Source organism: Pseudomonas donghuensis, assembly GCF_000696345.2.
Classification (GTDB): Bacteria; Pseudomonadota; Gammaproteobacteria; order Pseudomonadales; family Pseudomonadaceae; genus Aquipseudomonas; species Aquipseudomonas donghuensis.
Genome location: NZ_CP071706.1, coordinates 861,009 through 875,531, shown reverse-complemented (window position 1 = coordinate 875,531; position 14,523 = coordinate 861,009). Strand labels below are relative to the sequence as shown.

At 61.7% G+C, this 14,523-nt stretch carries 5 protein-coding genes and 2 rRNA genes; all 7 read right to left on the bottom strand.

What is annotated here, in order from left to right:
• Window positions 1–5: 5 nt before the first annotated feature.
• Window positions 6–1,277 (bottom strand): diguanylate cyclase DgcN/YfiN, encoded by a 1,272-nt coding sequence (gene dgcN / locus BV82_RS03915; protein ID WP_036993730.1) that lies wholly within the window; start codon window positions 1,275–1,277, stop codon window positions 6–8.
• The gene (gene yfiR, locus BV82_RS03910; RefSeq protein ID WP_010226930.1) at window positions 1,274–1,849 is read right to left on the bottom strand and encodes a regulatory sequestration protein YfiR; all 576 of its coding nucleotides are present in this window, start codon (window positions 1,847–1,849) and stop codon (window positions 1,274–1,276) included. Before yfiR ends, dgcN begins: the two co-directional genes overlap by 4 nt.
• 113 nt (window positions 1,850–1,962) lie before the next feature.
• Window positions 1,963–4,044: an exodeoxyribonuclease V subunit alpha gene (gene recD, locus BV82_RS03905; protein ID WP_010226932.1), complete on the bottom strand. Its 2,082-nt coding sequence runs from the start codon at window positions 4,042–4,044 to the stop codon at window positions 1,963–1,965.
• Entirely contained in the window at window positions 4,041–7,730 is a 3,690-nt protein-coding gene (gene recB, locus BV82_RS03900; RefSeq protein WP_036993728.1) for an exodeoxyribonuclease V subunit beta, read from the bottom strand. Before recB ends, recD begins: the two co-directional genes overlap by 4 nt.
• On the bottom strand, window positions 7,727–11,206 hold the full coding sequence (gene recC / locus BV82_RS03895; RefSeq protein ID WP_036993725.1) for an exodeoxyribonuclease V subunit gamma: 3,480 nt from the start codon (window positions 11,204–11,206) through the stop codon (window positions 7,727–7,729). Before recC ends, recB begins: the two co-directional genes overlap by 4 nt.
• 127 nt (window positions 11,207–11,333) lie before the next feature.
• Window positions 11,334–11,449 (bottom strand): 5S ribosomal RNA (gene rrf, locus BV82_RS03890).
• A 139-nt stretch (window positions 11,450–11,588) separates the two neighbouring features.
• Window positions 11,589–14,478, bottom strand: a 23S ribosomal RNA gene (locus BV82_RS03885).
• Window positions 14,479–14,523 lie beyond the last annotated feature (45 nt).

The window sequence follows — 14,523 nt, the reverse complement described above, 5'->3', positions numbered from 1 at the left end:
ACGGTTCAGCTCCTGTTTTTTACGTGATGGGCAGAGCGCTCCGTCTCTGCCATTTGCCCCTGCCCGCGCAGGTTGCGCTTGGCCTGATACATCGCCGCATCGGCGGCATTGAGCAGATCTGACGGGCTGCGGCCGTCATCGGGGAAATAGGCGATGCCGATACTCAGCGAGGTAATGATGCTCCGCCCTTCGCTCAGGCGGATCGGCAACTTCATGCTGGCGGCAATCTTCTCGGCAATGCGCAAGGCATCTTCGCGCGTGTGCAGCGGCGCCAGCAGCACCGCGAACTCGTCCCCACCCAGACGGGCAACCAGGTCATTTTCGCGCAGTTGCGCGCGCACCCGCATGGCTACGCTGATCAGCACTTCATCGCCCGCAGCATGGCCAAAACTGTCGTTGACCTCCTTGAAGTTATCACTGTCGAGAAACAACAGTGCCAGATGCTCCTGGTGCTTGTCGGCATTGCGCAGGGTGCGGCTCAGGCGGCCCTCGAAAAACGCCCGGTTCGGCAGACCGGTAAGGCTGTCATGGCTGGCCTGGTGGGCAAGGCTTTCATTTTCGCTTTGCAGGTGGCTTTGCCAGGACTCCAGTTCGTCAAGCAGGGCGTTGAAGTCATTGCCCAGTTCATTGAGCTCGGCAATCTGCGCCGCTGGCACGCGGCGGTCGAAGCTACGTTCACGGCGCGCGGCATGAGCGACATTGGCCAGACTGCGCAGAGGCCCGACAATATCGCCAAACATCCGCCGCGACAGATAGAGGGCGCTAAAAGCACTGAGTGCCGTGCACAGGAGGATGCCGGCCAGGCCACTGAGCAGGAAGCGCACCAGGCTACCGCCCTGGCCCACCAGTTCAATGTGCCCGACCTGCTGGCCCTGGTGCAGCACCGGCAAGATGATCGGTTCTTCCAGCAGGCTGCGGGCAATCACTTGCTCGGTCTGCGCCAGAAAGCCGCTCTCACTGCGCTGCCAGCGGGCCAACAGTACACCGCCATCATCGAAAACCTTGGCATCGGCCACCTCTTCAGTGGTGGCGATCAGTGCCAGCGCCTCGTTGGCCGCACCGGCATCGTTGAACACCACCGCCGCTTCCACGGTGTAGTTGATCGAACGGGCAATCAGGTGCAGGTTGTGATTGGCGTACACGCGCAAGGCCAATACGCCGAGCACGGTCAGGGAAACGCCGGCCAGGCCGACCGCCAGCAGCGCGACGCTCAGGTGGCGGCGTCCGAGGACGGCACGCAGGGTCGGGCGCTCGCGCCCCTTGCCAAAGCCAATCATGGTTGCGCCGCCCGTCGCCGCGATAGCTGCAGCACACTGGGGTGAATGCGCACGCCGCTGCGCGCCACCGAGTCGAGGTTGACGTCAAAGGCCACCTGGCGGTCGCTGACCCGCAGGCAGAACAGGCTGCCGACCGTGCACGGGTCGTCGGCTTCGCTCATGCTCAGGACCGGATGGCCGCTCACTGCAGTGAACAGCCGGGCGCGTTCGTCCTGGCTGAGCTTGCCGATATAAATCGCATCGCATTCATTGGCGATACGCGGGTCGTCGGCCAGCAAGCGGCGCACCTGTACCGGGCGGCCGGTGGCCTGGGTAGTGCCCTTGACCAGGTCGTCGGCGTATTCGGTCGGGCCGATCAGGCACAAGCGCAGTTGCACCGGTTCAACCGGCCAGCGTGCATAGCTGAGGATACCCAGCACCACCTGGGTGACGGCCTTGGCCCGCTGCTCGGCCAAGTTCGAAGTGGATCCAGCCTCGGCACCGGCCTGCGACGCGAACAGCAACAACAATGCGGTCAGCAGCGAACGCGTCAGGCTCCTCACGCGTCCCGATGTCGGGGCGGCCAGATTCATGAAGGAAATCTCTTAAGACCATGCAGGATGATGCCGCAACGATAGCACAGAGGCCGATTTTCCAGCGAGGCAGCAGCCCGCCGATGATCCGGTAAAAGGCCGAATCGCCGTGGTTATACCTGCTCCAGCATCAGCCCGGAGATCCGTTTGACCTTGCGCCGCACCGCGTCCTCGAACACGCCCTGGCGCGGCTCGATCAAACTGAAGCAGGTCTTGGCCCGGGTGATACCGGTGTAGATCAACTCCTTGGTCAACACCGGGTTCAGGGCGTCCGGCAGCACCAGCGCAGTATGGGTGAACTCCGAGCCCTGGGACTTGTGCACGGTCATGGCGAATACCGTTTCGACTTCGTTGAGACGGCTGGGCAGTACGAAACGCACACCGCCGTGCCCGTCGTTGCGGGCGAAAGCCACGCGCAGCACGTGCTGCCCGTCATGCTGCTCGTCCGGCAGGCGCAGGGCGATGCCGATATCGCCATTCATCAGGCCCAGACCGTAGTCGTTGCGGGTCATCAGCACCGGACGGCCTTCATACCAGGGCTGTTCACTGTCGATCAGCCCGGCGGCGCCGAGTACCCGGCCAACCCGCTGGTTCAGGCCCTCGACTCCCCAGGGCCCCTTGCGCACGGCGCAGAGCAACTGGAAGGTCTCGAAGCCTTGCAGCACCTGCATGGCCCAGGTCTCCCAACGCGGATCCTCCACCGGCGTGCCGAGTGGCGGGCGCTGCTGGCGGAGGGTCTGCAGGTAGCTGCGATAGCCCTGGGGCCCGGCGTTGCCGCGGCCCAGGCCTTCGAGCAGCAGGCGATCGAAGTTGCGATCCTGCTCGCCGCGCAGGCTCAGGGCAAACACATCGTCCTGCTTCTGGTTGAGCAGGGCCCGTGCCTGTTCGGCATCCTGGCGGTTGACCAGGCGCGCCAGCTGGCCGATGCCACTGCCTTCGCCGAAGCGCCGCGAGTAGCGCAACATCACCACTTGCTGCGCCAGGGGATACTGCCCGGCGCTGCCAGGCAGCAGCTCGCTGGCGGCCAGGGCTTCGCCACTGACCTGCTCCAGCCAGGCCTGCGTCTCGGGGCTATAGCGCCCGGCTTCGGCATCGCGGCACAGGTCACCCAATACCGCACCGGCCTCCACCGAGGCCAGCTGGTCCTTGTCGCCCAACAGCACCAGGCGTGCGTGAGGTGGCAAGGCGCCAAGCAGGTTGGCCATCATCTCCAGGTCAATCATCGAGGCTTCGTCGACCACCAGCACATCCAGCGGCAGTGGGTTACCGGCATGGTGACGGAAATGCCGCGAGCCCGGGCGACTGCCGAGCAGGCGGTGGACGGTGGAGACGTCGGTGGGAATGTTCTCACGAACCTCGGCGGCCACCGCCAGGCGCTCGACCTGCTGGCCGATGGATTCGGTCAGGCGCGCGGCGGCCTTGCCGGTCGGCGCTGCCAGGCGGATGCGCAGCGGGCGGCCGGCCTCGACGGCGGGCGCTTGCAGCAAAGCCAGCAAACGCACCACCGTGGTGGTTTTGCCGGTGCCCGGCCCGCCGGTGATAATGCTGAAAGCGCTGCGCGTAGCCAGGGCGCAAGCGAGCTTTTGCCAGTCCACCTGGCCAGTGGGCGCACCGCCGTCGAACAGTTGCGCCAACCGCGCGCAAAGGTCCACCGGGGTTGGCTCGACCTGCTGCAGGCGCTCGCGCAAGGCGTTGTCGATCCGCCGCTCGTAGGCCCAATAACGGCGCAGGTACAGGCGCTGGCCGTTGAGCACCAGCGGGCGCGCGCTGTCTTCATCGCTGCCGCCATGGGCCACCAGGCGACTGCGGCTCAGTTGCTGCAGCCAGGTGTCGAGCGCCAGGCGCTCAAGCAGTTGCGATGGCAACAGCAACGGCCCGGCCAGGGCATCGCCTTCGGGCGGCAGCGACAGGGCGAAATCCGGTTCGGCCAGGGTTTCGCCCAGGTCCAGGCACACATGGCCATGGCCCAGTTGATGGCTGGCCAGGGCCGCCGCCAGCAACACCAGGGGTTCGCCGCCCGGGTCGCGCTCGCCGAGAAAACTCACAAAGGCACGATCCAGCGCACGCAGCCAGCCCCGTTCGACCCAGCGATCAAGCAAGGCAAGCAGGTCGGCGCTCTTGCCCAACGGCTCCAACGCCGCCAGGTGGCGGGCATCCAGCGGCGTCGGCAACAGGTCGTCGAGGCTACGGCTCATGGTGCGTCTCCGAGAAACAGGTCGTGTTGTTGCGGGGTGCTGACACCGCGGAACAGGGCGTCGAGCTGCTCGATCAGCTCACGCGGTGGCTTGGCGAAATACAAGCCGCGGGATGCCGAATCGACACCGCGCAGGAAGATGAACAGCGCGCCGCCGACATGCCGGTCGTAGTCATAACCGGGTAGCCGTGCGCGCAACTGGCGGTGCAGGGCCAACAGGTAGAGCACGTACTGCAGGTCGTAGCGGTGGCTGAGGATTGCCCCTTCCATGGCCAGTTCGCTGTAGGCCTGGTCATCAGGGCCGAGCCAGTTGGATTTGTAGTCCGCCACGTAGTAGCGGCCGTCATGTTCGAAGGCCAGGTCGATAAAGCCCTTGAACATGCCATTGAGCAGCGCCGGTTGCGCGGCCAGGCGTGCGACGCCCTGATGGGTGTATTCGCACACCAGTTGATCGAGCCTGCCGACATCGACCTTGTGGCTGGCAAACCAGAACTCCATTTCAATCTGGTACTGGTCCAACTGGCTCAAGGACAACGGCGAACTGTCGGGCGCCAGGGCCATGGGTTGCTCGAGCAATTGCTGCAACCATTTGCTGAGGGTCGGGATCCAGCCGGTCCAGTCGCGGCGGTTGCAGCGCTGGCCAACGGTGCGGGTCAATTGCTCGGGGGCAGCGCTGACCTGGGCGAAACCTTCATGCCCGGCCCATTCGAGCAGGCCGTGGAGGAAGGTGCCGGGGTTCGGCCCACGGGGGAAGCGATGAATATCACCGCTGCCGGGCATGACTTCACGCAACTGCTGCAGATCGGGCCGCTCGTCATCAAGCAGTTGTTGCGCCTGGGAGCTGTCGGCCGCCAGGGTCATGGCCTCTTCGCCGATACGCAAGGCGCTGTAGGAAGCGATCCACCAGTTTTCCGCTGCCCGGCGTTTGGGCTGGCGTGCGGGCAGCAGTTCGGTCTGGTTGCGTGGGGCGCTGTAGGCCTGTTCATCGGGCACTGGCAAAGCGATGCTGGCGATGGATGGGCAACCGGATTGCAAAGCCTGCAGCCAATCGCCCAACTGGGTCGAGGCTGGCAAGGCGCTGCCGCCGCCCAACAGGTAACCCAGGGCCGAACGGTGCAAGGTCGAGGTCTTGCCGGTACCACGCTTAAGGTCGGCGACACCAAGCCAGCAGGCATGCTGGGCGCGGGTCAGGGCCACGTACAGCAGGCGCAAGTCCTCGGCCAGGCGCTCATCGTCGGCCAGGGCGATCTGGTCGGCATCCGGGGTCAGGGTCAGGTGTGCCTGGCCTTCGCTGTCGTGCCAGGCCAGTGGCAAGCGCGAGCCATCCACCGGCTTGCTGGTGCAGATGAAGGGCAGGAACACCAAGGGATACTCCAGGCCCTTGGACTTGTGGATGGTCACCACCTTGACCAGTTGCTCATCGCTTTCCAGGCGCAGGATCTGCTCCTCGCCGGCCTGCCCGGAACTGGCCAGGTGTTCGCCCAGATGACGAATCAACGCCTGCTCACCATCGAGCTCGGTAGCCGCCTGTTGCAGCAGCTCGGCCAGGTGCAGCAGGTTGGTCAGCACCCGCTCGCCATCGCTGCGGGCGATCAACACCTGCGGCAGGTCGAAGTCGTGCAGCAGGCGCCGCAGCATCGGCAACACCCCCTGGCTGCGCCAGATCAGCCGGTACTGGCGGAACTGCATGACCCAGCGCTCCCAGACCCGCTCATCCTGGTTCAATTGTGCCAGGGCGCTAAGCGGCAAGTTGAGGGTGATGCTTGCCAGCGCGGCCTTGAGCAGGCGCTCGGCGTCCGGCTCGGCGCAGGCCTTGAGCCAGGCCAGCAGGTCATGGGCCTCCTGGGCGGCGAACACCGAGTCTTTGTCCGACAGGTACACGCTGCGTACATCGCGAGCCGCGAGCTCGGCTCGGATCAACTGCGCCTCGCGGCCATCGCGTACCAGAATGGCGATGTCCGACGGCAGGCAGCCGCGCAGTGGCTGATCAGCCTGAACGAAACCACTGCGCCCCTGCTGCCCGCCATTGAGCAGGGCGACGATCTGACTGGCGCAGCTGGCGGCCAGTTGCTGGCGATAAACGGCGCCGGACACCGGCTCTTCACTGCTCAGTTGCCAGAGATTCAGTGCGGGTACCGGCGAGCCATCGACCTGCAACTGCTCGCTACGGCCCTTGGCCTTGACCTCGAGAAACGGCACCGGGTTGTCGCTGCCGTCGCGAAACAGGAAGGCGCCACGCCCCTGCTCGCGCACTTCGGCCTGCATGAACACATGGTTGACCGCCGTGACCATGGCCTGGCTTGAGCGGTAGTTGGTATCGAGGCTGTGCAGGCGCCCGGCCGTGGCCCGTCGTGCCCCCAGGTAGGTGAAGATGTCGGCGCCGCGGAAGGCATAGATCGCCTGCTTGGGGTCGCCGATCAGGAACAGGCCGGTGTCGCGAACGTTCTCTTCAATCCGGTAGATGCGCTGGAAGATCCGGTACTGCACCGGGTCGGTGTCCTGGAATTCATCGATCAGTGCCACCGGGAACTGCTCGCGGATCAGCCCGGCCAGGCGCTCGCCAGCATCGCCATGCAGCGCATGGTCGAGGCGCAGGAGCATGTCGTCGAAACCCATCTCGGCGCGGCGGCGTTTCTCCTGTTCGAAGCGTGCGCCAACCCAGGCGGCGGCATGTTCGAGCAGACAGGCATCGGGAGTGGGCAGCCCCTGGAGCTGATCACGCAAACCTTCCATTGCCTGCAATGCCGGGTGACTTGGCGCTTCGCCCTTCCAGGCTTCAGCCATGCCGGCGCGGGTAAAGCGACTGAAGCCGGTACCCAGGTCCAGCTCCAACGCCTGATCGTCCTCGGCCCAGGCCTTGAGCTTTTCACACCAGGGCTCGAAGTAGCGCGCCTGCATCTTGCGCCCGTCGACCTGCTTGGCGGCCAGGCCCTCACGACAGATCTGCAGCAACTCGCCGGACCATTGCGCCCAGGGCGCCTTGAGTGTGCGCAGCAATTCAGCGCGTTGCTCCAGCACCGCGTCGATCAGCGCCTGCGGCTCTTCTTCATTGCTGTCGATGTGCTGGCGCCCGAACAGCGCGCGCACCCGGGGCAGCAAGGTTTCAGGGCTGACCCAATGGCTGCGTACCCAGGCCAGCGCATCGCCCTGCATGCTGTAGCAGAAGCGTCGCCAGTAATCACGCATGACCTGGCCCAGCAGGTCGCTATGGTCGGTTTCCAGGGTCTGGGTAAACAGGCTGCCGCTGTCGAAAGCATGCTCGCGCAGCATGCGCTGGCACCAACTGTGGATGGTCGACACCGCAGCTTCGTCCATCCACTGCGCGGCCACGTCCAGGCGGTTGGCACAGGCGGCCCGCAGCGACGGCTGATAGTCATCGCGCAGTTGCTGGAGCAAGGGATCGGCTTCGCTCAATTCACCACGGAAGTAGCGCGCGGCTTCTGCCAGGCGGGTGCGGATACGCTCCCGCAGTTCCTTGGTAGCGGCGTCGGTGAAGGTCACCACCAGGATCTGGGGTGGCAACAGTTCGCGGCCAAAGCCCTGCTCGCCGCCATGACCAAGCACCAGGCGCAGGTACAGCGCCGAGATGGTGAAGGTCTTGCCGGTCCCGGCGCTGGCTTCGATCAGCTGACTGCCGTGCAGGGGAAAGGTCAGGGCCAGGGGGGCTGGGGCAACAGCAAGGCTCATCGAGCGCTCTCCTCTTTGCCCAGCGTCTGCCAGGGCGCTTCGAACATCGGGCGGTACAGGGCTTCGCACCAGCCTTCGAACTCTTCACTGGCACTGAGTGCCGCGAAATCGCTGAACTGCCGGGCCAGCGCGGTGCTTTCGCTGCGCTCGCCAAAGGTATTCTGGCCATCGCCGTCGTAAGCCTTGGTCGCCGCGGCCAGGGCCTTGTCTGGATCGCTCTGGGCCAGCCAGGCAAAGGCGGTCTTGACGGCTACCGGCAGGGGCGCATTCATACCGGCCTGGCGGGCCAGCAACAGATCACCCAGCAGCTCGGCGGCGCGGGCCTGCTCCAGGGGCGCGAGCAATAGGGTGATGTCGGTGGCGACCACCGCGCTATGCAGCTTCAGGCCAACCGCACAGGCCGCCAGGTGCATGACCCAGGTCGGCGTCAGACGGTGCCATTTGAGGGTGCGGCCATTGCTGATGCCGTTGGGCAAGGTCGTGATGCTCAGCAGCGAATCATCTTCACGCTGATAGACCCGGCCCAACCAACCTTCGAGCTTGAGCTGGCGGTACTCGAAACGGATTGGCAGGGCGTTGTCCACAGGCATCGGCCATTGCTGCAGCAACTGTTGATAACGCTGCAGCACGCCGGGCAACGGCTCGATCAGTTCGGCCTGCAGGCAATCTCCGAAGCCTGCCAGCGGCAACAACCCGTAGCCCTGCAAACGCCGGGCCTGGGTGGTCAGTGCCCGCTCGCTGTCTTGCGGGTCGGCCAGGGCTGCGGCCAGCAGGCTTTCGCTCAGGCTGTAGCGCTGCAGGGCATCGAGCACAAACGGCTCTTCATCGGTCAACGGCGCTTCCACCGACTCGAAGAACACTTTCAAGCGTTGGCTGAAAAAGTGCCGAAGCGGATGGCGGAGAAAATCCTGCAGCAAGGTCAGGGTCAGCGGTTCATCGCTGCTGTACGGCGGCAGCTCATCCTCTGGCTTGAGCTGTTGTTCGTCAGGCAGATGCAGCGTGCGCCACTCGCGGGCATAACTGAACAGGCCGCTGCCTTTGTGGAAGTAGCGCGCACTGAAGGGCTGCAATGGATGCTCCACGGTCAGGGCATGCAGCAACTGCTCACCGGCATTGAGCTTGCCGCCAGCGGCAGCGCCGGCCAGACGCCAACCGCCAGCCAGGTGGTCGCGCAACTGGCCGATCAGCACCGAGGCCGGGCGTTCGCTGTTGTCGCGGATGCTGCGCCCGACCCAGCTGACGTACAGCTGGTCACGGGCCGAAAGCAGCGCTTCGAGCAACAGGTAACGGTCGTCCTCACGCCGCGAACGATCACCCGGACGGTAGTCACTGCCCATCAGGTCGAAGTCCAGCGGCGGTTGCGCACGAGGATAGTCGCCATCGTTCATGCCCAACAGGCAGACCACCTTGAACGGGATCGCGCGCATCGGCATCAGGGTGCAGAAGTTCACTGAACCGGCAAGAAAGCGCTGGGACAAGCGGCCCTGGTCGAGCCCGGCCAACCAGGCTTCACGCACCACGGTGAGCGGCAGCAAGTCTTGCAGGCCGACTGATTCACAGGTCTGCAACCAGGTTTCACGCAAGGTCTGCAGTTGCACCAGCAGATAGTCGTCATGCTCGGTTTCTGCGAAGAAGAACACTTGCAGCAAGGCATGCAGGCGCTCACCCCACTCGGCCGCCGTTGCCGCTTGAGACAGTTGTTCGTGGGCGATTTCCAGAGCGTCGAGCAAGGCCACCAGCGGGCCGATCAAGGCAGCATCCAGGCCGCCGATTTCATCGAATGGCTCGATACCATCACACCCTTCACCGACACCGACGGCGTACCCCAGCAGCATGCGTCGCAAGCCGAATCGCCAACTGTTCTGTTCGAGGTTTGCCGGCAAGCCGAGGCCGGCGCGTTGCTCGGCGTTCAGCCCCCAGCGGATACCGGCGCCTTCGATCCAGCGGTGCAGGGTTGGCAGGTCGCTTTCCTTGATGGCAAAGCGCGCACGCAAGGCGGGCACATCCAGCAGGTCGAGGATCTCGCTGACCGCGAAACGGCTGTCGGGCAACTTCAGCAGGTGTTCCAGGGCAATCAGCAGCGGGTCGCGACCACGCTGGCCCTGGTCGGTCAGGGTGAAGGGGATGAAGCGCGGGTCGTTGCGGTCCAGCTGGCCGAACACGGCGCGGATGTGCGGCGCATAGGTATTGATGTCCGGGAGCATGACGATGATGTCACGGGGGCGCAGCGTCGGGTCGGCACTGAAACGGGCGAGCAACTGGTCGTGGAGGATTTCCACTTCACGCTGCGGGCTGTGGCCGACATGGAAACGTACCGAGCGATCTTTGCCTGGGTCGACGTCTGGCCAACGCTCGCGGGTTTCAGCCAGCGGACGCAATTCAAGAATGTCGTCCTGCAACTGGTTGAGCAGGCTCTTGGGCTCGTTGTCGCTGAACAGGTCGATGCGCCCGTCGCTGAAGGCTGCGCGATAACTGCCAGGGTCGTCATAGCTGTCGAGCAGGTTGATGTAGTCGCGGCCCTGCTTGCCCCAGGCGGCCAACAAGGGATGAGCGTGCTGGTGCAGGGTTTCGGCGTCGATCAGGCTGGGCATGCCCTGCTTGCGCTGCTGGCGCTTGTATTGATGACGTAGCAGGTCCTTGTCGGCAACGATGTCGGCCCAGTGATGACGGCAGGGGTTGTGCACGCAGAGCAGCACCTGGCTGAAACGAGCCAGGCCGGCCAGCGCTTCCAGCGCCTGGGCGGGCAGCGAGGAAATGCCGAAAACGATAACCCGTGACGGTAAGCCAGGCGGTGCCTGCTCCAGGCTGTTGATGCGCTCGATGAAGCGTTGATGGACACCGGCGCGGCTCTGGGCCATGCCCTCTTCTCCGACATCCAGCAGCAAGGCGCGCCACAATTCGGCCTGCCAGCAGTTGGCGGGCGGCAGTGGTTTTGATTCGCCACGGGCGGTATTGAGCACATGGCGACCGGCTGCCCAGTCCTTGAGCCAGTCGGCACGATACACCTGATATTGGTCGAACAGGTCGGCCAGGCGTTCGGCCAACTGGTAGCGCTTGCGCAGGTCGTTGTCGTCGGTGAGAAAGCGCTGCAAGGGCTCGAAGTGCGGTTTGTCGATGACCTCCGGCAGCAGGCGCATCAAACGCCAGGTCAGCGGCGCCTTGTCGAGCAGCGATACCTCGGGGATTTCTTCGCGGCCCAGCACCTTGCGGTACAGCTGCCACATGAAACTGCCGGGCAGCTGCACCTCGACTGCGGCGGCGATACCGCAGCCGCCTTGATCGTCGTCTTGAGGGTCTTCGGCCAAGGCCAGCTTCAGCCACTGGGCGATGCCGTTGCTTTGCACCAGGGCGATTTCGTTTTCCAACGGTGCCAGCGGGTAACGCCGCATCCAGCTCACCACCAGGCTGCGCAGTTCATCCAGGCGGTTGCCGTGAACCACCATGAAACCTGGTATGAGTGGGTTTGCGTGCGGCATTGGGCATCCTTGAGGCTGTGCGGGCAGGGGGAAACCTTATCATGCTCGGGGAGCCTGACTGTGTTGTGCAACAGCCAGAAAGACAAAACCCCTACCTGCGTATGCAGATAGGGGTTTCGGAATTTAATCTTGACGATGACCTACTCTCACATGGGGAAACCCCACACTACCATCGGCGATGCATCGTTTCACTGCTGAGTTCGGGATGGGATCAGGTGGTTCCAATGCTCTATGGTCGTCAAGAAATTCTGTTGCCAGAAGGTCTTGTTTAAGACACTCCAGCGAATCGGGTATGTGATGTTTTGTGAGTTACAAATTCTCGGCTTTGCAGTCTTCACAACACCGCAATCTGGTCATTCGACGCAAATTGCTTGGGTGTTATATGGTCAAGCCTCACGGGCAATTAGTATTGGTTAGCTCAACGCCTCACAGCGCTTACACACCCAACCTATCAACGTCGTAGTCTTCGACGGCCCTTCAGGGAGCTCAAGGCTCCAGTGAGATCTCATCTTGAGGCAAGTTTCCCGCTTAGATGCTTTCAGCGGTTATCTCTTCCGAACATAGCTACCCGGCAATGCCACTGGCGTGACAACCGGAACACCAGAGGTTCGTCCACTCCGGTCCTCTCGTACTAGGAGCAGCCCCTCTCAAATCTCAAACGTCCACGGCAGATAGGGACCGAACTGTCTCACGACGTTCTAAACCCAGCTCGCGTACCACTTTAAATGGCGAACAGCCATACCCTTGGGACCGGCTTCAGCCCCAGGATGTGATGAGCCGACATCGAGGTGCCAAACACCGCCGTCGATATGAACTCTTGGGCGGTATCAGCCTGTTATCCCCGGAGTACCTTTTATCCGTTGAGCGATGGCCCTTCCATACAGAACCACCGGATCACTAAGACCTACTTTCGTACCTGCTCGACGTGTCTGTCTCGCAGTCAAGCGCGCTTTTGCCTTTATACTCTACGACCGATTTCCGACCGGTCTGAGCGCACCTTCGTACTCCTCCGTTACTCTTTAGGAGGAGACCGCCCCAGTCAAACTACCCACCATACACTGTCCTCGATCCGGATAACGGACCTGAGTTAGAACCTCAAAGTTGCCAGGGTGGTATTTCAAGGATGGCTCCACGCGAACTGGCGTCCACGCTTCAAAGCCTCCCACCTATCCTACACAAGCAAATTCAAAGTCCAGTGCAAAGCTATAGTAAAGGTTCACGGGGTCTTTCCGTCTAGCCGCGGATACACTGCATCTTCACAGCGATTTCAATTTCACTGAGTCTCGGGTGGAGACAGCGCCGCCATCGTTACGCCATTCGTGCAGGTCGGAACTTACCCGACAAGGAATTTCGCTACCTTAGGACCGTTATAGTTACGGCCGCCGTTTACCGGGGCTTCGATCAAGAGCTTCGCGTTAGCTAACCCCATCAATTAACCTTCCGGCACCGGGCAGGCGTCACACCCTATACGTCCACTTTCGTGTTTGCAGAGTGCTGTGTTTTTAATAAACAGTCGCAGCGGCCTGGTATCTTCGACCGGCATGGGCTTACGGAGCAAGTCCTTCACCCTCACCGGCGCACCTTCTCCCGAAGTTACGGTGCCATTTTGCCTAGTTCCTTCACCCGAGTTCTCTCAAGCGCCTTGGTATTCTCTACCCAACCACCTGTGTCGGTTTGGGGTACGGTTCCTAGTTATCTGAAGCTTAGAAGCTTTTCTTGGAAGCATGGCATCAACCACTTCGTCGCCTAAAGGCAACTCGTCATCAGCTCTCGGCCTTAAGATCCCGGATTTACCTAAGATCTCAGCCTACCACCTTAAACTTGGACAACCAACGCCAAGCTGGCCTAGCCTTCTCCGTCCCTCCATCGCAATAACTAGAAGTACAGGAATATTAACCTGTTTTCCATCGACTACGCTTTTCAGCCTCGCCTTAGGGACCGACTAACCCTGCGTCGATTAACGTTGCGCAGGAAACCTTGGTCTTTCGGCGTGGGAGTTTTTCACTCCCATTGTCGTTACTCATGTCAGCATTCGCACTTCTGATACCTCCAGCAAGCTTCTCAACTCACCTTCACAGGCTTACAGAACGCTCCTCTACCGCATCACCTAAGTGATACCCGTAGCTTCGGTGTATGGTTTGAGCCCCGTTACATCTTCCGCGCAGGCCGACTCGACTAGTGAGCTATTACGCTTTCTTTAAAGGGTGGCTGCTTCTAAGCCAACCTCCTAGCTGTCTAAGCCTTCCCACATCGTTTCCCACTTAACCATAACTTTGGGACCTTAGCTGACGGTCTGGGTTGTTTCCCTTTTCACGACGGACGTTAGCACCCGCCGTGTGTCTCCCATGCTCGGCACTTGTAGGTATTCGGAGTTTGCATCGGTTTGGTAAGTCGGGATGACCCCCTAGCCGAAACAGTGCTCTACCCCCTACAGTGATACATGAGGCGCTACCTAAATAGCTTTCGAGGAGAACCAGCTATCTCCGAGCTTGATTAGCCTTTCACTCCGATCCACAGGTCATCCGCTAACTTTTCAACGGTAGTCGGTTCGGTCCTCCAGTCAGTGTTACCTAACCTTCAACCTGCCCATGGATAGATCGCCCGGTTTCGGGTCTATACCCAGCGACTAAACGCCCTATTAAGACTCGCTTTCGCTACGCCTCCCCTATTCGGTTAAGCTCGCCACTGAATATAAGTCGCTGACCCATTATACAAAAGGTACGCAGTCACCTAACAAGTAGGCTCCCACTGCTTGTACGCATACGGTTTCAGGTTCTATTTCACTCCCCTCTCCGGGGTTCTTTTCGCCTTTCCCTCACGGTACTGGTTCACTATCGGTCAGTCAGTAGTATTTAGCCTTGGAGGATGGTCCCCCCATATTCAGACAAAGTTTCTCGTGCTCCGTCCTACTCGATTTCATGACTAAGAGATTTTCGCGTACAGGGCTATCACCCACTATGGCCGCACTTTCCAGAGCGTTCCGCTAATCTCAAAGCCACTTAAGGGCTAGTCCCCGTTCGCTCGCCACTACTAAGGGAATCTCGGTTGATTTCTTTTCCTCAGGGTACTTAGATGTTTCAGTTCCCCTGGTTCGCCTCTTGCACCTATGTATTCAGTACAAGATACTCAGCTTATGCTGAGTGGGTTCCCCCATTCAGAGATCTCCGGATCAAAGTCTGTTTGCCGACTCCCCGAAGCTTATCGCAGGCTACCACGTCTTTCATCGCCTCTGACTGCCAAGGCATCCACCGTATGCGCTTCTTCACTTGACCATATAACCCCAAGCAATCTGGTTATACTGTGAAGACAACATTCGC

Coding starts and splice junctions, on each gene's coding strand:
- dgcN (WP_036993730.1), bottom strand. CDS start 1,277: ATGATTGGCTTTGGCAAGGGGCGCGAGCGCCCGACCCTGCGTGCCGTC.
- yfiR (WP_010226930.1), bottom strand. CDS start 1,849: ATGAATCTGGCCGCCCCGACATCGGGACGCGTGAGGAGCCTGACGCGT.
- recD (WP_010226932.1), bottom strand. CDS start 4,044: ATGAGCCGTAGCCTCGACGACCTGTTGCCGACGCCGCTGGATGCCCGC.
- recB (WP_036993728.1), bottom strand. CDS start 7,730: ATGAGCCTTGCTGTTGCCCCAGCCCCCCTGGCCCTGACCTTTCCCCTG.
- recC (WP_036993725.1), bottom strand. CDS start 11,206: ATGCCGCACGCAAACCCACTCATACCAGGTTTCATGGTGGTTCACGGC.